The organism is Luteimonas sp. GW821-FHT14E02 (assembly GCF_058803905.1).
The window spans coordinates 93,775-114,711 of the sequence record NZ_JBXAPK010000007.1 but is presented as its reverse complement, the minus strand read 5'-3'; the positions used below and the strand labels follow the sequence as shown (position 1 = coordinate 114,711).

Sequence of the window (20,937 nt, the reverse complement as noted above, 5' to 3'; positions counted from 1 at the left end):
AGTGTGACGGCGTTGGCAGGGCGCTGTCATGCGCCATCGGTCACCCTGAAAGATGGCCAATACCGTCCCACGCCACATTAGCAGTTTCGCGCTTCGTGGCCTGTCATGGCCCGCCGATCAGCGGAGCGGGCATTTTCTTAGATGGTGTCGCTGGCCTCGGCCTCGGCCATCTGGCTGAAACGCCCGATCCGGTCGGCCCGGGTGGAGCGCAGGAAGCGCGCCGCCAGCAGCACCGCCGCGAACAGCAATCCGGCGATCAGGCCCAGCCACATCCCGCGCGGCCCCCAGCCCAGCCCCAGGCCGAGACCGGCCCCGAGCGGCATGCCGATGCCCCAGTAGGCGAAGGCGGTGAGCAGCATCGGCACCCGCGTGTCCTTCAGCCCGCGCAAGGCACCGGCCGACAACGCCTGCACACCGTCCGGAAACTGGAACGCCGCCGCCAGCAACAGCAGCGTCACCGCCAGCGATGCGACCGCCGCATCGCGCGTGTACAGCGCGACGATGCCGTCGTGCCAGATCAGCAGGATCAGACCCGACAGCGCCTGCGTCCCGAGCACCAGCACATAACCGGCGAAGGCGGCGCGACGCACGCCGAGCGCACCTCGATTGCTGCCGATCGCATGGCCCACGCGCACGGTGGTGGCCTCGGCCAGGCCGAACGGAATCATGAAGCAGAGGCTGGCCACGTTGATGGCGATCTGGTGCGCCGCCGACGGCACTTCACCCAGTCGCCCGATCAGCAGCGCCGTACAGATGAACAACCCGCCTTCCATCGTCACCATCACGCCGATCGGCAGGCCGACGGCGAGCAGGCCGCGGATCGCCGGCCAATGCGGACGATCGAAACGCTCGAACAATCGCAACGACGCGAAGCGCCGCGTGCGCGCCAGATAAGCGAGGAACACCAGTGCCTGCGTCCACATCATCAGCGACGAGGCGATGCCGAGGCCGCCGGCGCCGAGTTCCGGGAATCCGAACTTGCCGAAGGTCAGCACGTAGCCCATCGGCACCAGCAGCAACAGGCCGCCGAAGCCGAGCACCATCGTCGGCAGCGTCCAGTGCATGCCATCGCTGAGATAGCGCATGCAGTAGTACAGGGTCAGCGCCGGCACGCCCCAGCGGATGCCGTGCAGGAAAGCCGCCGCGCCGGGACGGATCTCTGGCGCGATGCCCATCGGTTCCAGCATATAGGCCGCCGCCGTCAGGAACGCGAACAGGAACAGGCCCAGCGCGACCGACAGCCACAGTCCCTGCCGGAACAGCGGGCCGATCTCGTCCTGCCGTCCGGCGCCGTTGAGCTGCGACACCGATGGCGGCAACGACATCAGCGTGCCCATCGGAATCATCATCGGCAGCCAGAACAGCGCCGTGCCGACCGAAACCGCGGCCAGCGTGGCGGTGTGATGGTGACCAGCGAGCACGGCGTCCACGAAGCCGATCAATCCGGTGGAGAAATGACCGAGGACCAGCGGCGCGGCGAGAACGGCCGTCGTGCGCACTTCGTCACGGAAGCGCGGAGGGGCGGGGGACGCGAACATCGGAGGAGGACAACTTCGCGACTGCGGCCGCGCGTCCGATCGGATGTCGGGCGCTGGCACCGGGTCGCGGCAGGCCGTTATCTTACCTGTTCGTCGTCTTCGAGCCATCAACACCGATGAGGGAAGACGCTCGCATCAGGCACGGGGAACGCCATGACAGAACACACCGCGCTCGCCGACGCGCCGGCGCATGCCGCCTGCGAACACTGCGCGACGCCGCTGCAGGGGCATTTCTGCCATCGCTGCGGCCAGTCCGCGCACAATCCGCTGAAGCATCTCGGGCATGCCATCGAGGAGCTGTTCGAATCGTTCTGGCATCTGGACGGCCGCATTTTCAGCACGCTGCGCGGCCTGCTGATTCCAGGACGCGTCGCCGCGGAATACCTCGCCGGCCATCGCGTCTGCTTCATCCCGCCGCTGCGCCTGTTTCTGGTCCTGAGCGTGCTGACCTTCTTCGTCGGCAAGCTCACCGTGCACATCGACGAAGGCCTGAACGTCAGCGCCTCCACGCCGGGAAGCACCGCGATCATGCGCGCAGGCAGCGTCGCCGAGGTCGAGCGTGTCCGCACCCGCCTGCTGGGGGAAATCCGCGACGCGGAGACGCAAGCTGCGGCCGTCCCCGGCATCGGCGCCGCATTGAACGACGCGCGCCTCCAGATCCAGGATGACGCCGCGCGCCGGATCGCGGAACTGCAAGGAAAACCGCTGCCGACGCCGACCAAGAGAAGCCCGGCGAAGGACCCCGCGACTCCTTGGTTCCAACGGCCGTGGTCGTTCAACGACAAACCCTGGGATGCCACATCCAATCCGGTGACGCTGACGTGGTGGCCCGACTTCGCCAACCGCTGGCTCAACAAAAAGATCGGCAGGGCCAAGGCCAACATCGCCCGCATGGGCGGCCAGCCGGACCTGTTCGTCCAGGCGTTCATGAGTGCGGTGCCGACCGCGCTGTTCGCGCTGATCCCGGTGTTCGCGCTGCTGCTGAGACTGCTCTACCTGTATTCGGGCCGCTCGTATCTGGAGCATCTGGTGGTGGCGCTGTACAGCCACGCCTATCTGTTGCTGGTGCTGCTGGCCGCGTTCCTGCTGTCCGCGCTGGGGAGCGCATTCGCGACCTCGTGGGTGGGCAGTCTCGCCGACTATTGCAGGGTGGCGCTGTGGCTGTGGGCGCCGATCTATCTGCTGCTGATGCAGCGCCGCGTCTACGGCGGCGGCTGGCTGTTGCTGTTACTGCGATACGCGGTGATCGGCTTCATCTACACGGGGCTTGTGGTGTTCGCCTCGGTATATGCCGCGCTCGCCGGACTCACGTCCTGAGTCCGACCACGATCGGATTCATCGATCCATTTGCGTTTGCAGCCACGCGTCGCGATCGGCGGCGGGTGTCGACAGCAATTCCTGACGCAACACGTCGCGTTGCTGCGGCGGCGTGCGCTGGATCAGCACTGCCAGATCGGCGCGCTGCCCCGGCGTCATCGCATGCAGCGTTGCGAGCAGCGAAGCGCGTTCCGCACCTGGCACCTGCGCCAACAACGGCTGCAAGCGCGGCCATTCGGCACCGAGCGCCGGACCGAGCAGCCAGCCGCGACGTTCACTGCCATCCAGGTGATCGAAACGCTGCCGCAGCGTCTGCTGCTCGGTGGCGGGCATCGCGGCGTAGCGGCGCGCGGCCTCGATCAATTGCGCGCGCTCGGACGCGGACAACGCTTCCCAGGCATGACGCGCATCACGACGCTCGCCCTGTCGCGCCGGCGGCAGCGCATTCCATGCCGCGACGCGCTTGCGGAACTCTTCCAACTGCGCCGGACTCATCGCCGACACGCGTGCGTTGCGCTGGTGCAACTGCTCGCGCACTGCGGGTGGCAGCTGTTCGGCCGCGGCCTGCAACTCCGACGGCAGCGATTGCGCCTGCGCGATGGCGGCGAGCACGGACAACAGCGCGCCGAGCACGAGCCTGGAGCACAGGGTCTTGAAGCACACCGGCTTACAACAGCGCATCTTCGGTCTCCGTGCGCGGGTCCTGCGCGTTGTCGGGCGGCGGCACCGGCGGAGCCGAGGGCGGCGCGGGTTCCGAATCCTCGGGCACGACCGGCGCGATGCGCGGCTCGGGCGCGCCCGCCGCCAGCCAGGCGTAGAAGGCCGGATCGGTGCGCGCGGCATGTTCGAGCGCGGCGTCTCCCGTGGCGGCCGACGCGTCGCCGTCCTCCAGGATCTGCTCGAAATCCGGATGCAGCAGCAATGCGCCCTGCGCATCGAACCTCGACGCCGGTGCCTGCGCGGGCGGCAGCGCCGCGATCCGCACGCGCGGCGCGTTCGGATCGTCGGACCACACCTCCCCGGGCAGGAAGAACGTCGCCGTCAGCGCCGCGACGCAGGCGATCGCCACCGCCACCATCGCGGGCTTCGCCCAACGCGGGCGCGTGGTGGCGGCCTCGGAAGTAGAAGAAGACGCCGGCTTCGCATCCTCCGCTTCGGGCTCCGGCAGCGGATCGAGCCGGCGACCGAGCAGTGCCGCCTCGCGCAGACGCGCCAGGTGCGCCAACCGTTCCGGCGGCAATTCGCGTACCGCATGCTGCGCGGCTTCGCCGAGCATGCGCCAGGCGATCGCGTCGGGCCGTCCGTCCTCGTGGTGCGGCAGCGCGCGCTGCAGCGCCACGCGATAAGTCGGCCGGGCCACGCCGAGCACGCCGGCGGCATCGCCCTCGCCCAGCCCGGCCACCAGCCGCAACAGCAGCGCGGCGCGCGGGCCGCTGCCGATCTGGGACAGGAAATCGAAATCGCCACCCCAGTGCGGCGCGGGCGGCGGCTCTCGCAGCTCCGGCGTCGCCAGCAACAGCGCCCAGAACTGGCGCGGCCAGTCGGCGACCGGCAAGGCGCTGGCCGCGAACCGGAATGCGCGCATCGCCGCCGCCAGGGCGCGCTCGCCGGTATCGGCATTGCCGGACTGCAACTGCCCGAACACCGCCCCCCGGCGCTCCACGCCACGCAGGAAGGCAATCAGGGCGGCTGGCGGGGGAGCAGGGGCTTTCGGCGTGCGGGGGATCATCTACGAGTGCAATCAACCTGGAACCCGCCGTGCCGCTCGCAGGCGCGATGCCATGCGGCGACCGACTCGGTCCGGGCCCGCATGATAGCGACTGTCGGCCCATCTACTCGCATGCCCATCTCGTGTGAATGTTCCACGCGGCGCGAACTCGGCCGAATTTGGTTGTACACAGCAGTCATCACTCCGTCACGAAGCGGGACATCCCCGCGTACCGACCCCTTGTTTCCGCAATGTTTCACGGATAAGCCAATGAATTCAAAAGGAAAAACGGGTTTGGCACTTTTTTGACCAACTTGAACCGCAGGCCCGGTTTTTCAGGGAGTTTTGCTGCTCCACCCACTTGATGCACAGGGTTATCCACAGCATGTGTGGATAAGGGAAAAACCCTTTTGGCGACCGTAACTTGCAGACGATTGATATAAGTCAAGGCAGCAATGAAACGCAAAGCGCGCTCACGAAAAATTTCTGGCGAACGACAACGACAAGAACCGTCTTCGCCGCGACGCCATGACCTGAAAAGACGCCCGCGACACCGGCATCGCGGCGCAATGCCTGCGTCGATGGCTCGCTAGACTTTGTCGATGTCTGTCCCCGACCCATCTGTCATCAAGCCTGTCCTGCGCGCCGCCCTGCCGCTGCCGTTGCCGCGGCTGTTCGACTACCGCGCGCCCGGCGCCGAGGCCGCGACACCGGAGTGGATCGGCCGCCGCGTGCGTGTCCCGTTCGGGCCGCGCGAGCTGGTCGGCGTCGTGGCGGAGATCGGCCCCGCGGAAGACGGCGCCCACGAGCTGCGCGAAATCCTCGCCTGTCTCGACGACACCCCGCTGCTGCACGGTGAACTGGCCGACTCCCTGCGCTGGCTCTCGCGCTACACCCACGCCCCGCTTGGCGAAGTGCTGGCAACGGCCCTGCCGGCGGCCCTGCGCCGCGGCGAACCACTGCCGGACACCCATGCCTGGGCCTGGCGCCTGACCGAGGCCGGCGCGACCCACCTGCCCGCCCTGCGCGCGGGCAGCCGGCCGCGCCGCTTCGCCGATCTGGTGCACGCGGCCGGGCTGCATGGGGAAGACGCACTCGATGCGGCGATGGACGACTGGCGCACCGCCGCGCGTGCGCTCGCCAAGCGTGAATTCGTCGAACGCGTCGCCATCCCCGCCTCGCAGCTCGCGCCGGCGCCGCAGCCCGGTCCCACGCCGAACGACGAACAGGCCGCCGTCATCGAGGCGATCGGCGCCTGCACCGGCTTCATGCCGCTGCTGCTCGACGGCGTCACCGGCAGCGGCAAGACCGAGGTGTACCTGCAGGCGATCGCCGACTGCCTCGCCCGCGGACGGCAGGCGCTGGTGCTGGTACCGGAGATCGGCCTCACCCCGCAGGCGCTGGCGCGCTTCCGCGCCCGCCTTGGCGTGCCGGTACACGCGCTGCACTCGGGCTTGAACGACAACGAGCGCGCACGCGTCTGGGCCGCGGCCTGGCGCGGCGAGGCGCGGGTGATCGTCGGCACGCGCTCGGCGATCTTCGTGCCCCTGCCGCAAGCCGGCCTGATCGTCGTCGACGAGGAACACGACGCCAGCTACAAGCAGCAGGATGGCATCCGCTATCACGCCCGCGATTTCGCCCTGGTGCGCGGCAAGGCACTCGACGTGCCCGTGCTGCTCGGCAGCGCCACCCCCTCGCTCGAATCGCTGCACAACGCGAACGCCGGCCGCTACGCGCACCTGCGCCTGACGCGCCGCGCCGGCAACGCGCAGGCGCCGCGCGTGCGCGTGCTGGACGTGCGCAAGCGTCCGCTCGACGCGGGACTCTCGATCGAACTGCTCGAAGCCATCCGCGACACCGTCGATCGCGGCGGACAAGCGTTGGTGTTCAAGAACCGTCGCGGCTACGCCCCTGTCCTGCTCTGCCACGACTGCGGCTGGAGCGCGCACTGCCATCGCTGCAGCACGCCGGACCACAACAGCCCGATGACCGTGCACGCCGGCGGCCGCCGCCTGCAATGCCATCACTGCGGCGCGCGGCAAGCCGTGCCGAAGGCCTGTCCCGATTGCGCCAGCCTCGCCCTGCAACCGCAGGGCAACGGCACCGAACGCATCGAGGAAACACTGGCGCGCGTGTTCGCCGACGTGCCGGTCGTGCGCGTGGATCGCGGCAGCACGCGCCGCAAGGACGCGCTGGAACGCCACTTCGACACACTCGGCGATCGCCCCGGCATCCTGATCGGCACGCAGATGCTGGCCAAGGGCCACGATCTGCCGAATCTCACGCTGGTCGCCGTGGTTGGCATCGACGAAGGCCTGTTCTCCGCCGATTTCCGCGCCGGCGAGAAGCTCGCGCAATTGCTGATTCAGGTGTCGGGCCGCGCCGGCCGCGCCGAAAAGCCCGGCGAAGTCTGGCTGCAGACACACCACCCCGAGCATCCGCTGCTGCAGACGCTGATCCACGGCGGCTACCACGCCTTCGCCGAACAGGAACTCGCGCAGCGCGAGGCCGCGGGCTTTCCGCCGTTCGCCCATCTCGCGCTGCTGCGTGCGGAGGCCAAGCATGCCGACGCGCCGATGATGTTCCTGCGCGACGCGAAACAAGCGTTCGCCGATGCGGCTCAACCCATTACGGATCAGGGCATCGCGATCCACGGCCCGCTGCCGGCGCCGATGCCCAAGCGCGCCGGCATGCATCGCGCGCAATTGCTGGTGTCGTCGAACGAGAGGCGACAACTGCACCGCCTGCTGGATTCGGCGCTGCCAGCGTTGTACGCATCGCCGGAAGCACGCAAGGTGCGCTGGTCGCTCGATGTCGACCCCGTCGATCTTTACTGACTTTACTGAACTTTCGTCGCTGTATTGACCACAGCCTAACCTCCCTGCGTTACCCTGCCGCCTTCGCACGCACGAGGTCAGGCCATGTCGAACGCGATCGTCACGGACACCGCCACCATGACGCCCGCGCGGCGCCTGCGCAGCATCTTCAGCGGTTCCGCCGGCAATCTGGTCGAGTGGTACGACTGGCTCGCCTACTCCATGCTCGCGATCTACTTCGCGCCGCACTTCTTCCCCAAGGGCAGCCGCAACCTCGAATTGCTCAACACCGCCGCGGTGTTCGCGGTCGGCTTCCTGATGCGGCCGATCGGCGGCTGGCTGATGGGACTGTTCGCCGATCGCTACGGACGCAAGACCGCGCTGGTCTGGTCGATCGTGCTGATGTGCAGCGGCTCGCTGCTGATCGCGATCTGCCCCGGCTACGAGCACATCGGCGTCGCCGCGCCGATCATCCTGGTGATCGCGCGCCTGATCCAGGGCATCAGCCTCGGCGGCGAATACGGCACCTCGGCGACGTATCTGAGCGAGATGGCGGACAAGCGCCACCGCGGTTTCTGGTCGAGCTTCCAGTACGTCACGATGGTGCTGGGCCAGTTGCTCGCGCTGCTCGTCCTGATCGTGCTGCAGCGCTGGCTGTTGACCGAGCAGCAGCTCAATGATTGGGGCTGGCGCATTCCCTTCGCGATCGGCGCGCTGCTGGCGGTCACCGTCATGTATCTGCGCCGCACGATGCAGGAAACCGAATCCTTCGAACTCGTCAGCAAGAGCAATCGACCGAAGGCCAGCATCCGCGAGCTGATGAAATATCCTCGCGAAGTGCTCACCGTGATCGGTTTGACGCTCGGCGGCACGATCTCGTACTACACCTACACCACGTATCCGCAGAAATTCCTCGTCAACAGCGCCGGCTTCAGCAAGTCGGAGGCGACGCTGATCTCGGCGTTGTCGCTGATCGTCTTCATTTTCCTGCAACCGCTGTTCGGCGCGCTGTCCGACCGCGTGGGACGTCGCCCGTTGCTGATCGCCTTCGGCGTGCTGGGCACGCTGCTGAGCTATACGATCCTGAGCGGAATCGCCGGCTCCACCACCGCCGAAGCCGCCTTCGCCTGGATCGTCACCGGCCTGGCCGTCACCAGCTTCTACACCTCGATCAATGCCGTGGTGAAGGCGGAATTATTCCCGGCGCACATCCGCGCGCTCGGCGTCGGCCTGCCCTATGCGCTGACGCTGGCGATCTTCGGCGGCACCGCGGAACTGATCGCGATCTGGTTCAAGGAAATCGGACACGAGCCGTGGTTCTACTGGTACGTGAGCGGCTGCACGGCGATCTCGCTGCTGGTGTACAGCACGATGCGCGATACTAAACATCATTCGCACATTGATCGCGATCACGAACTGGCATAGCAATCATGGCCTCACCCGTCCCCCACATCGTCATCATCGGCGGCGGCTTCGCAGGCCTGTGGGCCACGCGCGCGCTCGCGGGCGACGAGGTGCGCGTCACGCTCGTCGATCGCGGCAATCACCATCTGTTCCAGCCGCTGCTCTATCAGGTCGCCACGGCCGGCCTGTCGGCGCCCGACATCGCCGCGCCGCTGCGGCACATCCTGCGCCGGCAGCGCAACGTCACCGTGCTGATGGACGAAGTCACCGGCATCGACACGGGCACGCGCCAGGTGCGGATGCGCGATGGCGATCCGCTCTCGTATGACTATCTCCTCGTCGGCACCGGCGCCACGCACGCCTACTTCGGCCATGACGACTGGGCCACGCACGCACCGGGGTTGAAAACCCTCGACGATGCGCTGCTGATCCGCCGTCGCGTGCTGTCCGCCTTCGAGCGCGCGGAGGCCGAATCCGATCCCGAGGCACGGCGTGCGCTGCTCACTTTCGCCATCGTCGGCGGCGGCCCCACCGGTGTGGAACTGGCCGGCACGCTGGCCGAAATCGCGCGACATACCCTGAAGCGCGAATTCCGCCGCATCGATCCGGGCGAAACGCGCGTGATGCTGCTCGAAGCCGGGCCGCGCGTGCTTTCCTCCTTCCCGGAATCCCTCTCGGCGAAGGCGCGCAAGCAGCTGGAGAAACTCGGCGTCGAAGTGCGCACCGGCACGCCGGTGGGCGCGATAGACGGCGAAGGCGTGCAGCTCGGCGAGGAACGCATCGCCGCGCGTACCGTGCTGTGGGCGGCGGGTGTCGCCGCCTCGCCGCTCGCGCGCGCGCTCGGCGTGCCGCTCGATCGCGCCGGACGCGTGCCCGTGCAGCCCGATCTCAGCGTGCCGGACCTTCCCGAGGTTTTCGTCGCCGGCGATCTGGCCAGCGTGCAGCAGGACGGCAAGCCGGTGCCGGGCGTGGCGCCCGCCGCCAAGCAAATGGGCGCGCACGTCGCCAAGGTGATCCGCGCGCGCATCGCACAGCGAAACGCACCGGCGTTCCGTTACCGCGACTTCGGCAATCTCGCCACCATCGGCCGCAACAAGGCCATCGTCGAACTGCACGGCCTGCGTTTCTCGGGATACCCGGCGTGGCTGTTCTGGCTGACGATCCACATCTTCTTCCTGATCGGCTTCCGCAATCGCCTGATCGTCATGCTGAATTGGACGTGGGCGTATTGGAGCTATCAGCGCGCGGCGCGGATCATTCTCGGGCACCACGGTGACGGGACTTAGAGCGAGAGATCGAATCGAATTGGGTTAGTCTGCGGAGAACCCCTTCTCCATGCTTCCGTCATGACCTTCCTGGGCACCGATACCTACGTCAGCACCGCCGACCTCAGCCTCGCGGTCAACGCCGCCATCACCCTGCAGCGCCCGCTGCTGATCAAGGGCGAACCGGGCACCGGCAAGACGTTGCTGGCCGAGGAGCTGGCCCGGTCGATCGGCGCCCGCCTGATCACCTGGCACATCAAATCCACCACCAAGGCGCACCAGGGCCTGTACGAATACGACGCGGTGAGCCGCCTGCGCGATTCCCAGCTCGGCGTCGAGGGTGTGCACGATGTGCGCAACTATCTGCGCCGCGGCAAGCTCTGGGAAGCGTTCGAGGCCGATCATCGCGCCGTGCTGCTGATCGACGAGATCGACAAGGCCGACATCGAGTTCCCCAACGATCTGCTGCAGGAACTCGACCGCATGGAGTTCTACGTCTACGAGACCGACGAAACCGTGCGCGCGCAACACCGCCCGATCGTGCTGATCACCTCCAACAACGAGAAGGAGCTGCCGGATGCGTTCCTGCGCCGCTGTTTCTTCCACTACATCGCGTTTCCGGACGCCGCGACGCTCTCGAGGATCGTCGACGTGCACTTTCCCGGCATCGAACGCAACCTCGTCGAGGAGGCGCTGGCCGTGTTCTTCCAGCTGCGCGAGGTGCCGGGCATCAAGAAGAAACCCTCCACATCCGAACTGATCGACTGGCTGAAGTTGTTGCTGGCCGACCGCATTCCCGCCTCGGCGCTGCGCGAGCACGATCCGGCCAAGGCTATTCCGCCGCTGTACGGCGCGCTGCTGAAAAACGAGCAGGACGTGCAGTTGCTGGAGAAACTCGCCTTCATGCATCGCCGGCAGGCACGCTGAGACGAGCGTCCACGCGATGACGCCTTCGCGCACCGCCTGTTTCTGCTCGTCATCCCGGCGAAAGCCGGGCTCCGGTCTTTCGTTCCGCAACGGATATTGGGCCAAATCACGGAAAAGCTGGATCCCGGCTTTCGCCGGAGCGACGGGCGACAGGAGCGGCAGATGCTGATCGGCCTCTTCAACGCAGTGCGCGCGGCCGGAGTGCCGGTGAGCCTGCGCGAGCTGCTCGACCTGCATGCCGCGCTCGACGCACGCCTGGCCTACGCCGACCACGCCGCCTTCTACGAACTCGCGCGCCTGTCCTGGGTGAAGGACGAGCGCCATTACGACCGCTTCGACCAGGCCTTCGGTCATTGGTGGCGCGGCGTGGCCACGAACTCGGTCGCGCCGGACAAGGCCATTCCCGAGGAATGGCTGCGCCGCGACTTCATGCGCATGCTCACCGAAGAGGAAAAGGCCCGCATCGAGAAGCTGGGCGGCATCGACGCCCTGATGAAAGCCTTCCGCGAACGGCTGGCCGAACAAACCGAGCGCCACGCCGGCGGCAACCGCTGGATCGGTACCGGCGGCACCAGCCCATTCGGCACCGGCGGCTATCATCCGGAAGGCCTGCGCGTCGGTCCGCAGGGCGGTGGGCGCAGCGCGGTCAAGGTGTGGGAACGCCGTCAGTTCCGCGAACTGGCGGACGATGCCGAGCTCGGCGTGCGCAACCTGCAACTGGCCCTGCGCCGGCTGCGCCGCTTCGCGCGCCAGGGCGCGGCGGAGGAATTCGATCTCGACGGCACCATCGACGCCACCGCGCGCGATGCCGGCCTGCTCAATATCAAGATGCGCCCCGAGCGCCACAACGCCGTCAAGGTGTTGCTGCTGCTCGACATCGGCGGCTCGATGGACGACCACATCAACCTCTGCGAGCAGCTGTTCACCGCCGCGCGCGGCGAATTCAAGCGGCTCACTCACTATTACTTCCACAACTGCGTGTACGAGCGCCTGTGGAACCGAAACCGCCAGTACGACAGCGACCACATCAGCACGGCGGAACTGCTGCGCACGCATCCGCCCGACACCAAGCTGATCTTCGTCGGCGACGCGGCGATGGCGCCGCACGAAATCCTGCAGCCCGGCGGCAGCATCGAACACTACAACGAGGAGGCCGGTTCCGTTTGGCTGCGACGGTTGGCGAACAAATTCCCGAAGCTCGCCTGGCTCAACCCGATGCCGTCACGCACCTGGCACTACACCGCCTCCAATCGCCTGATCGCCGAACTGATCGACCAGCGCATGTACGAACTGACGCCTCGAGGCATTGATCAGGCAGTACGGGCTTTATTGCGCTAAATCAACTCAAGGTCCGGCCTGGCCACGCGGAGAAATCGCAGGGATAGCATGACCGACTAATTCGCCACGCTTAACATCGCCCCGACGATCACCAACAGGCCCGTGATGGAAAAAACCAACGATGCTTTCATGCAAAATGATTCCAATCGAGACATCTTGATATTGGCCGACGCGGCATATCCCGCACTGGAATTGTCTGCCACGGAACCGCAAAGCCGCCACGAAACACCAATGCGAAATGCGTAAATTGTCCGTAATTTCTGACATCGCCGGATAATTCCATGCCCGGCACATCGCCCTACCGCTGGCGCCCCGGCCTTGGACCTTCTGAAATTGCATTGCAACGCCTGCGCAAGCACTTTCCCCGGCCACGGACGCCCATGGGGGAAGCCTGGTTCATGTCCGAAACGCGGCGCATGTTCGACACGTTGATGACCGACAATCCAGCGGGATGGCCTCGCAATGAGCTTGCGGATGCCTTGTCGGAGCTTACCTCGGGCCCAGGTTCCTTCGGCCATATGAAGGAATGGAGCGAATGGCTTCCCTATCTGATCGCGCGCATTACACCACTGGTTGGCCCATGGGATCCTCGTGATATTTATGGATCCCTGGTCAGCGCGATCATGGTGCATTACCCGGACGGCGAAGCCGAGTACCACTACCCGCAATTCCGTGAGGATCTGCTGGCTACCGTGGGCCGCGCCTTGCTTCAATCACATCTATGGCATGACAACCAGGTGATTCCCGGCGGCACACTGACTACTCTGGGACTCACTACCAACGGTTATCAGTTCTGCCCCGAGGGCAGTTTTTCGGCAGCGCTGTTCTTCGTTGCGAAATATCTGGACTCGCCATCGATTGCCGGCTGGCTTTCTTCTGTAGCAACCATCGAAGACATCCTTTGGCGCGCGAATTGGGTCATCTGGCTATCCGGTTCCAGTTCCTTGTTGCTGGATGTGGGCATGCAGCCAGCCAATCTCGGCAGCGACTGGAATAATCCGCGCTGGTGGAATTCCTGGTCGATCAATGGAACCATACCTGAGGACGGCAGCCATCTCCGCCTCATCGAAACCCCGTTTCTGGGACCCGCGAAACAAGCGGCCCTGAAAGATGCCATTTGCGCCACCATCCGGGCGTCAGACTTGGTGAAGTGGAGAAACGAGCTGTCCGAAGCGGGCACGGCCCATGGCGTCGACCTGAACTTTGCTTTATGGCAGTACGACGAATCTGTTCGCCATATCGTCCTTCGTTACGGGCTGGACTGAGTGGCTTTGTGCAAATAAAAAGTACAAATAAAAACGGCCCGGTGTAATCCGGGCCGTCCATCCATCTATATCGATACAACGGCTCAGGCCGCAAACAGCGCCTTCATCTTCTTCAGCGCGTTGGCCTCGACCTGACGGATGCGCTCGGCGGACACGCCGTACTCATCGGCCAGCTCCTGCAGCGTGACCTTGCTGTCCTGGTCCAGCCAGCGACGCCGGATGATGTCGCGCGAACGCGCATCCAGACGGCTCATGCCTTCACGCAACAGGTCGAGCTGGTGGTCTTCGCTGTCGGCGCGCTCATAGGCCTGCGACGGGTCTTCGTTCTCGGCGACCAGATACGCGGCCGGCGATGGCGGCGCATGCTCGTCGTCCTCGTCGGCGGGCGCGTCGAAACCGATGTCGCGGCCAGACAGGCGCGACTCCATCTCCAGCACTTCGCGCTCGGATACGTTCAGGTCCTGCGCCACGGCGCGCACTTCCTCGGCGTTCATCCAACCCAGGCGCGTCTTGCTCTTGCGCAGGTTGAAGAACAGCTTGCGCTGCGCCTTGGTCGTGGCGACCTTGACGATGCGCCAGTTCTTGAGGATGAACTCGTGCATCTCGGCACGAATCCAATGCACGGCGAAGCTCACCAGGCGCACGCCGATCTCGGGATCGAAGCGCTTGACGGCCTTCATCAGACCGATGTTGCCTTCCTGGATCAGGTCACCGAGCGGCAGGCCGTAGCCGCTGTAGCCACGGGCCACATGCACGACGAAGCGCAGGTGCGAATGCACCAGTTCGCGCGCGGCATTGAGGTCTTCCTCGTCGCGGAAGCGGTGCGCGAGCGCCTGCTCCTCCTCGACGGTCAGGACGGGAATCTGGTGCACCGCACCCACGTAGGCATCCAGCGAGCCGAGCGCGCTCGGCACCGGCAGGTTGTTGGCGACCAGGGGATAGCGAAGGGTAGTGTCGGTCATGGGGGCCATATTAGCAGTGAGCACCTATGACTGCTAAGGAGCAGGAAAGTTCCCCAGCGTTCCGTTAATGGAACGCCTGGGCGCTTTTCGGAGGCTCGAGCAGTCTCGACGATGCAGTTGGGGGAGTCTGACAACGGAGAGGGCCGACGGGTTCCAGCGGCTTGACTCATTTCCATATTTCCATTATGGTCGAAATATGGAAACAAATCAAGCCGCCACCCTGCTCGCCGCCCTCGCCCAGGAGACCCGTCTCTCCGTCTTCCGACTGCTGGTCGAGGAAGGCCCCGCCGGCCTGCCCGCGGGCCGGATCGCCGAGCGCCTGGAGATCAGTCCGGCCACGCTCTCCTTCCACCTGAAGGAGCTGACCATCGCCGGGCTCACCCAGTCCCGGCAGGACGGCCGGTTCGTCATCTATTCGGCCAACTTCCCGGCGATGGACGGGCTGCTGCGCTTCCTCACCGACAACTGCTGCGCCGGCTCCTCGTGCGAGGTGTCCGACACGTCCTGCAAGACCGCCACCACCGCCACTGATTAGAGGCTCTCCATGAAACGCCTGCACGTCCACGTCTCCGTCAAGAATCTTTCCGACAGCATCCGCTTCTATTCGGGACTGTTCGCCACCGCGCCCACCGTGCAGAAGGACGACTACGCCAAATGGATGCTCGACGATCCGCGCGTGAACTTCGCCATCTCCACGCGCACCGACGTCACCGGCGTGAACCACCTCGGCATCCAGGCCGAGAACGCCGAGGAACTGGCCGAGATCCAGGCGCGCGCGGTGGCCGCCGATCTGGGCGGTGACGCCGAGCCGGCAGCGAACTGCTGCTACGCCCGCTCCGACAAGCACTGGCTGGAAGATCCGCAGGGCGTGGTGTGGGAAGCGTTCCACACGATGGGCGACATTCCGGTCTACGGTGAAGGCCGCAACGGCATCGAACCCGCCAGCGCCGCCGCATGCGGTTCCGATTCCCGCGCCAGCTGCTGCCGATGAACATCCGGCCGGCCACGTCCCGGGACGATGAACGCATCCGCGATCTGCTCACGGAAGCGCATCTGCCCATTCTGGATCTCGATCAAAGCGAGGTCGAGTTCCTTGTCGCCGAGGACGTGGACGGCATCGTTGGCGCGATCGGCCTGCAGGCATTTGGAAACGTGGGCCTGCTGCGTTCGCTCGTGCTGACTCCCACGATCCGCGGCGCGGGCCACGGCGCCCGGCTGCTCGCCGCCCTGGAAACCACGGCCCGCGATCGCGGCGTGACCGAACTGTTGTTGCTGACCGAAACCGCCGCACCGTTCTTCTCCAGACACGGCTACGCCGTCGCCGATCGCGGCGGCGCGCCGGACTCCATCCGGGGAACCGCGGAATTCCGCGCACTGTGCCCCGCCACCGCCACCTGCATGTCCAAACGACTCGCGACGCCATGAGCAAACCCACCTACAACATTCTGTTCCTCTGCACCGGCAACAGCGCCCGCAGCATCATGGCCGAAGGCCTGGTCACCAAACTGAGCGAAGGCCGCTTCCATGGATTCAGCGCCGGCAGCCAGCCGGCCGGGCAAGTCAATCCACTCGCGCTCGCGACACTGCAGGAAATGGGTTGCGACACGTCCGGCATGCACAGCAAGAGCTGGGACGTCTACGCCGAACCCGGCGCGCCGCAGATGGATTTCATCATCACCGTCTGCGACAACGCCGCCGGCGAAGCCTGTCCCTACTGGCCGGGACAGCCGATGACCGCGCATTGGGGTTTCGCCGATCCTTCGCATGTGGAAGGCGACGAGGTCACGCGTCGCGCCGCGTTCGCAAAGACGGCGCAAGCCATCGCGCACCGCATCCGGCTGTTCCTCAGCCTGCCGCTGGAGAAGCTGGATCGCCTGGCGCTGCACAACGAGATCAAGGCCATCGGGCATGTCTGACGTTGCGTTGTCGCGACGCCCGTTCGCGGAAGGACTCGGGACCGCATTCCTGCTGGCAATCACAATCAATTCGGGCGCCATGGCCGAATGTCTGAGGCGGCAAAAATGTCTACGTTTGAACGATACCTCACCCTATGGGTGGCACTCTGTATTGCGGCCGGCGTTGCCCTAGGCCATGCCATGCCGGGCGTCTTTCACACTATCGGCGCCGCCGAAATCGCCAAGGTGAACCTGCCGGTTGCGGCTCTCATCTGGCTGATGATTATTCCGATGCTGGTCAAGATCGACTTCTCCGCGCTTGGGCAGGTAAAGGAGCATTGGCGAGGCATCGGCGTCACACTGTTCGTCAATTGGGCGGTCAAGCCATTTTCGATGGCGGCCCTGGGCTGGTTGTTCATCGGATATCTGTTCCGACCATATTTGCCTGCCGATCAAATCGACAGTTACATCGCCGGCCTCATCATCCTTGCTGCAGCTCCTTGTACGGCCATGGTGTTCGTATGGTCGAACCTGACCAAAGGGGAGCCGCATTTCACGCTCTCGCAAGTCGCGCTCAACGATACCATCATGCTATTTGCGTTCGCGCCGATTGTCGGTCTGCTTCTGGGCCTTTCGGCAATTACAGTGCCATGGAGCACGCTGTTCCTCTCTGTCGCTCTCTACATCGTCGTGCCGGTGATCGCGGCGCAAGTCTTGCGGCGCAGATTGTTGGCAAGGGGAGGAGAAGCGGCGCTGAAACGGGTTTTGGACCGCTTGCAGCCTTTGTCACTCGTCGCGCTTCTTGTGACGCTGGTTCTTTTGTTCGGATTTCAGGGCGAACAGATACTCGATCAGCCACTTGTCATCGCCTTGCTCGCCGTACCGATCCTGATCCAGGTCTACTTCAACTCCACGCTCGCCTACTTGCTTAATCGTGTTACTGGCGAAAAGCATTGCGTCGCCGGCCCTTCAGCGCTGATTGGAGCATCCAACTTCTTCGAACTTGCCGTTGCTGCTGCCATCAGCCTTTTCGGCTTTCAATCCGGCGCAGCCCTGGCAACGGTTGTTGGTGTTCTGATCGAGGTGCCGGTGATGCTATCCGTAGTCTGGTTCGTGAACCAATCAAAGAGGTGGTACGAGGGCAATCGCGCGTCGCCTGATCACGCCCTAGCACAGACCGACAACCAAGTCTGAAAGTATTCATCATGTCCGTGGTGAGACACAACTTTTAATTCCCTCTACTCAGTTCAGATTTTGCCCAACGCAAAATCCATTTTTCTTGCTTTCGCAGCGCTCATGTGAAGGGATCTCCCGAGCATGGAGCGAATTCGTCTCTACGTTCGGATTGCTGCTGGTGATCTTTGGCGCGAGCCACCAGGGCACGATTGCCGTGGCGCTCTCGGTGGCGGGGGATATCACTGCCGCCTACTGGTTCACCGCGTCCACTACGTTTGCCAATCCGGCCGTCACGCTGGCACGGGCGTTGTCGGACACGTTCGCCGGCATTCACCCGGCGTATGCTCCCGTTTTCGTGCTCGCGGAGTTCGGGGCGGTTTTCGTCGGGAGTATGTTGTTCCCGCCTTTATGACACTCCGGTCAATCGCTGCAGGATCGCGATTCAGACGCTTATCGCACCTCGAATTCTTAGATTCAAGCCCGGAGATTCGCATCCGTGGATGCGCGGCTGCATTTCCGCTCAGCGTCAGAGGGCTTTGGTGATTTCCAGATAGCCCACCACGCCAAACGGATCCTCGTAATAGCGGCGGGATGCGATCTGTGCTTCGGGGATGCCATTCCCCAGCGCATGGAGTTCTTCGGGAGTTCTGACGACCAGATACCAGTCCATGAAGCTTTCCATGTATCCGCGGACAGGATTGCGTACCAGGAAGTTGGGGACCACGACACTTCCGCCCGGAGACAGCATCGAGAAGAGCCGCGCTGTCAGTGCCGTCGCCTCCTTCTGTGGAAGATAGTCATACAAGCCGGCGGCGTAGGCCAGATGTACATCGTCGAATGAAATTCCTCCCTTGAGGACATCGCGCACGCTGCAATGCAGCGTCTCCACGGAATACGTCCCATAGGCGGAACGCACCATCGACAGGCTTTCGGAATCCTGATCCGCCGCTATCACATGCACGCGGCGAGTCTTGACCGCCTCCGAATACTCGGCTTCGCGGAGATGCCCGCATGCCAGCGACAGGCAACGCACTCCATCGGAATTTGAACTCAGCCGATCGATCCTGTCGGCGAAGTGTTTGGCACGCCACCTGACGGCCTCACCACCAGGGGATGCGACCGTACAGCGGAACACCTCGCGCCCGAAATCCGTCGTCCCTTCGGGAGGCTGACGATAGTAGAGATAGTCCAGCATGACGGCATCGCCGGCATAACCGCGAGGCTTTTCGTTCGCCCGCTTCGTATAGGGATCTTGCTGGAGCAAGCCATGCAAACGATGGGATTCTATGAAAGGCTTGGAAACGGATCTCCACGCCTCGTCATCCGTCCGCATCCGGATCTCGAACATGGCGCGCGATAACGAATTCACCCCATCGAACGTGCGATCGGAAACGATGAGTCGCTCATGGGCATCCAGGCATTCCGCAAGCGTATAGCTCACCATCGCCGCCCCCGATTGCTGATGGATGCATGGTGAACTGACGATATTTATTCGCGCCGCTTGCGCAGTGATCAAATCCTCAAATCCAAATGTGCTGGACATGCATCTTGATTTTGATGAAGCACATCACAGCGAAGTCGATAAAACCGGCTCGCGAGCGCTGCCGACGACTTGGCACATTCCCTGCCAACGTCAGCGCGAGCATTGCCGGAGGGGCACCTTCCGCCCTTCCGGAATTCTCGTCAATCGTTGCGGAGTCGCATTCTGAATACGAACGCTTATCGCACTTCGAACTCGTAGATGCGCGCGGCCGCATCGCCGTTCTGCGTCGGCGTGGTGATGTTGAGCTTCACATAACGCGCCGATTGCGCCGTGATCGCATGCGTGCTGACGTCACTTGTGTTGGCGCTGACGGTGGTCACCGTCGTCCAGCTGGAACCGTTCGACGACAACTGGATGTTGAACGCCTTGGTGTTCCACGATGCCGATTCGCCACCCGCGCCCGCATGCTTCACCGTGAAGCCGCTCACCGTCTGCGCCGAGCCGAGATCGACCTGCAGCCATTTCGTGGTGGCCAGTGTGCAGAACTTGTCGGTGGTGCCACCCGACACGCTGCCGTTGACGGCCTTCGCCGGCGACTCATTGCCGTTGCACGCGGCCGATCCGGTCGCGGGTTTGTTGAGGGCGAGATTCGGACTGCCGCCAACCGACAGTGTCTGCGTCCTGGTGGCAGTGGCGCCATCGTCGTCAGTGACAGTGAGCGTCACCGTGTAGGTGCCGGCCGAAGCATAGGTGTGGCTCGGATTGGTCGATGTGGATGATGTGCCGTCACCAAAATTCCAGTTGCGCAAAGCGATCGTGCCGTCGCTGTCGCTGGATGTGTCGGTGAAGTTCGCGGCCAGGCCCGAAAGGTTGTAGGAGAAGTTCGCGGTCGGCGCCGCGTTGCCGCTGACGGCGTTGTTGATCGCCGCCGCGTACTGCGCCGTGGTGCCTTGCGACCAGCAGACCTGGATGTCGTCGTAGAGCCACATGAAACCGCCGACGATGCCGACCGAATTCTTCCAGTTGGTCATTTTTGTCTGCACGCTGGAAGGACTGTCGCCGCTGCTGCAGCCGCTGCCATGCCTGGACCACAAGCCGGGATCGACGGTCATGCCCATCGCGGTCGACCAGGCGCCGGGGTCGTTGCCGGCGCCACCGTCGTACACCTGCAGATAGATGCCATCGACGGCGCTGCCGAGGTTGGTCTTGAGGTTTTTCCAGAAGGTCTGCTGCGTGTACGGCGCGAAAGTGATCTTGTAGCCGAGACCGGAGAGCATCTGGCCGAACTGCGTGGTCGGCGCCAGATCGTAGGCGCTCTCGTCGTCGAAGTTTACCGCATCGGCGCCGGTCGCCGTCTTCAGCGCCTGGAAATTCTTGTACAGGATGCTGGTGCTGCCAGTGCCGCAGACAATAGTGGTGCCGCAACCAGCCGCGGTGCCGTTGACCAGCTTGGCCATGCGTTCGAAGTCGGGAACGCTCCAGGCACCGATGGACACTTCGATGCGGTTGACGGAAGTGGGCGCGGTCTTGAGCGTGGCCAGCCGCGCGGGCCAGTTGGCATCGCCGATGTAGGCGCCGTTCTTGACCACGGGAATGTCGTTGTAGACCAGATCGCCGTTGTCTTCGATGTGGAAGCTCCACAGGATCACGGTGGTGAAGCCGGAGCCGCGCAGATCATCCATGACGGACTGTCCGCCGCTGTAGAACGGGCCGCCGCCGTAAATGGCGGATTCCGCGTGAGCCTTGCCAGGTGCGAGGGCACATGCAGCGAGCAGTAGCGTGTGCGTGGATGCGAGAAGCAGATTGCGGGAGTTGCGGATCATCATCGACGCCTCCGGGATCA

General features: G+C 64.5%; 19 protein-coding genes. 13 read left to right on the top strand and 6 right to left on the bottom strand.

Features of this window, described 5'->3' with window-relative positions; translation table 11 throughout:
- Positions 1-137: 137 nt before the first annotated feature.
- On the bottom strand, positions 138-1,538 hold the full coding sequence (locus tag AC1RNP_RS13010; RefSeq protein WP_493051686.1) for an MATE family efflux transporter: 1,401 nt from the start codon (positions 1,536-1,538) through the stop codon (positions 138-140).
- A gap of 153 nt (positions 1,539-1,691) precedes the next feature.
- Between AC1RNP_RS13010 and AC1RNP_RS13005 the strand changes: the two genes are divergently transcribed.
- Positions 1,692-2,855 carry a DUF3667 domain-containing protein gene (locus AC1RNP_RS13005; protein WP_493051685.1) on the top strand — a complete coding sequence of 388 codons (1,164 nt, stop codon included), beginning with the start codon at positions 1,692-1,694 and terminating at the stop codon, positions 2,853-2,855.
- Positions 2,856-2,873: 18 nt separating this feature from the next.
- Here AC1RNP_RS13005 and AC1RNP_RS13000 read toward each other — a convergent pair whose 3' ends face one another.
- Positions 2,874-3,536, bottom strand: a complete 663-nt coding sequence (locus AC1RNP_RS13000; protein WP_493051684.1) for a DUF3106 domain-containing protein — start codon at positions 3,534-3,536, stop codon at positions 2,874-2,876.
- Positions 3,523-4,584: a hypothetical protein gene (locus tag AC1RNP_RS12995; RefSeq protein WP_493051683.1), complete on the bottom strand. Its 1,062-nt coding sequence runs from the start codon at positions 4,582-4,584 to the stop codon at positions 3,523-3,525. The genes AC1RNP_RS13000 and AC1RNP_RS12995 overlap by 14 nt, the downstream gene beginning before the upstream one ends.
- A gap of 581 nt (positions 4,585-5,165) precedes the next feature.
- Between AC1RNP_RS12995 and AC1RNP_RS12990 the strand changes: the two genes are divergently transcribed.
- The 6 genes from AC1RNP_RS12990 (at position 5,166) to AC1RNP_RS12965 (ending at position 13,578) form a co-directional block, all read left to right on the top strand.
- The gene (locus tag AC1RNP_RS12990; protein ID WP_493051682.1) at positions 5,166-7,400 is read left to right on the top strand and encodes a primosomal protein N'; all 2,235 of its coding nucleotides are present in this window, start codon (positions 5,166-5,168) and stop codon (positions 7,398-7,400) included.
- Between the two features lie 84 nt (positions 7,401-7,484).
- Entirely contained in the window at positions 7,485-8,804 is a 1,320-nt protein-coding gene (locus AC1RNP_RS12985) for an MFS transporter (protein WP_493051680.1), read from the top strand.
- A 5-nt stretch (positions 8,805-8,809) separates the two neighbouring features.
- Positions 8,810-10,069: an NAD(P)/FAD-dependent oxidoreductase gene (locus AC1RNP_RS12980; RefSeq protein WP_493051679.1), complete on the top strand. Its 1,260-nt coding sequence runs from the start codon at positions 8,810-8,812 to the stop codon at positions 10,067-10,069.
- 60 nt (positions 10,070-10,129) lie between these two features.
- On the top strand, positions 10,130-10,975 hold the full coding sequence (locus AC1RNP_RS12975) for an AAA family ATPase (protein ID WP_493051678.1): 846 nt from the start codon (positions 10,130-10,132) through the stop codon (positions 10,973-10,975).
- A 162-nt stretch (positions 10,976-11,137) separates the two neighbouring features.
- Positions 11,138-12,313 (top strand): vWA domain-containing protein, encoded by a 1,176-nt coding sequence (locus AC1RNP_RS12970; RefSeq protein ID WP_493051677.1) that lies wholly within the window; start codon positions 11,138-11,140, stop codon positions 12,311-12,313.
- Between the two features lie 281 nt (positions 12,314-12,594).
- Positions 12,595-13,578, top strand: a complete 984-nt coding sequence (locus AC1RNP_RS12965) for a hypothetical protein (RefSeq protein ID WP_493051676.1) — start codon at positions 12,595-12,597, stop codon at positions 13,576-13,578.
- An 83-nt stretch (positions 13,579-13,661) separates the two neighbouring features.
- Here AC1RNP_RS12965 and rpoH read toward each other — a convergent pair whose 3' ends face one another.
- On the bottom strand, positions 13,662-14,549 hold the full coding sequence (gene rpoH / locus AC1RNP_RS12960) for an RNA polymerase sigma factor RpoH (RefSeq protein WP_493051675.1): 888 nt from the start codon (positions 14,547-14,549) through the stop codon (positions 13,662-13,664).
- Positions 14,550-14,736: 187 nt separating this feature from the next.
- On the opposite strand from rpoH, the gene AC1RNP_RS12955 reads away from it, so the two are divergent.
- The 6 genes from AC1RNP_RS12955 to AC1RNP_RS12930 all read left to right on the top strand — a co-directional run bounded on the left by AC1RNP_RS12955 (position 14,737) and on the right by AC1RNP_RS12930 (position 18,023).
- The gene (locus AC1RNP_RS12955; RefSeq protein ID WP_493051673.1) at positions 14,737-15,075 is read left to right on the top strand and encodes an ArsR/SmtB family transcription factor; all 339 of its coding nucleotides are present in this window, start codon (positions 14,737-14,739) and stop codon (positions 15,073-15,075) included.
- A gap of 9 nt (positions 15,076-15,084) precedes the next feature.
- Positions 15,085-15,531, top strand: a complete 447-nt coding sequence (locus AC1RNP_RS12950; protein ID WP_493051672.1) for an ArsI/CadI family heavy metal resistance metalloenzyme — start codon at positions 15,085-15,087, stop codon at positions 15,529-15,531.
- Positions 15,495-15,965 (top strand): arsenic resistance N-acetyltransferase ArsN2, encoded by a 471-nt coding sequence (arsN2, locus tag AC1RNP_RS12945; RefSeq protein WP_493051671.1) that lies wholly within the window; start codon positions 15,495-15,497, stop codon positions 15,963-15,965. The genes AC1RNP_RS12950 and arsN2 overlap by 37 nt, the downstream gene beginning before the upstream one ends.
- Complete coding sequence (locus AC1RNP_RS12940) at positions 15,962-16,456, top strand: arsenate reductase ArsC (RefSeq protein WP_493051670.1); 495 nt, start codon at positions 15,962-15,964, stop codon at positions 16,454-16,456. The genes arsN2 and AC1RNP_RS12940 overlap by 4 nt, the downstream gene beginning before the upstream one ends.
- A 105-nt stretch (positions 16,457-16,561) precedes the next feature.
- Positions 16,562-17,629 carry an ACR3 family arsenite efflux transporter gene (gene arsB / locus AC1RNP_RS12935; protein ID WP_493051669.1) on the top strand — a complete coding sequence of 356 codons (1,068 nt, stop codon included), beginning with the start codon at positions 16,562-16,564 and terminating at the stop codon, positions 17,627-17,629.
- Between the two features lie 151 nt (positions 17,630-17,780).
- On the top strand, positions 17,781-18,023 hold the full coding sequence (locus tag AC1RNP_RS12930) for a hypothetical protein (protein WP_493051668.1): 243 nt from the start codon (positions 17,781-17,783) through the stop codon (positions 18,021-18,023).
- A gap of 114 nt (positions 18,024-18,137) precedes the next feature.
- On the opposite strand, the gene AC1RNP_RS12925 is transcribed toward AC1RNP_RS12930, so the two are convergent.
- Both AC1RNP_RS12925 and AC1RNP_RS12920 read right to left on the bottom strand, forming a co-directional pair.
- Positions 18,138-19,154: a class I SAM-dependent methyltransferase gene (locus tag AC1RNP_RS12925; protein ID WP_493051667.1), complete on the bottom strand. Its 1,017-nt coding sequence runs from the start codon at positions 19,152-19,154 to the stop codon at positions 18,138-18,140.
- Positions 19,155-19,330: 176 nt separating this feature from the next.
- Positions 19,331-20,917 carry a PKD domain-containing protein gene (locus AC1RNP_RS12920; RefSeq protein WP_493051666.1) on the bottom strand — a complete coding sequence of 529 codons (1,587 nt, stop codon included), beginning with the start codon at positions 20,915-20,917 and terminating at the stop codon, positions 19,331-19,333.
- Between the last annotated feature and the right edge of the window lie 20 nt (positions 20,918-20,937).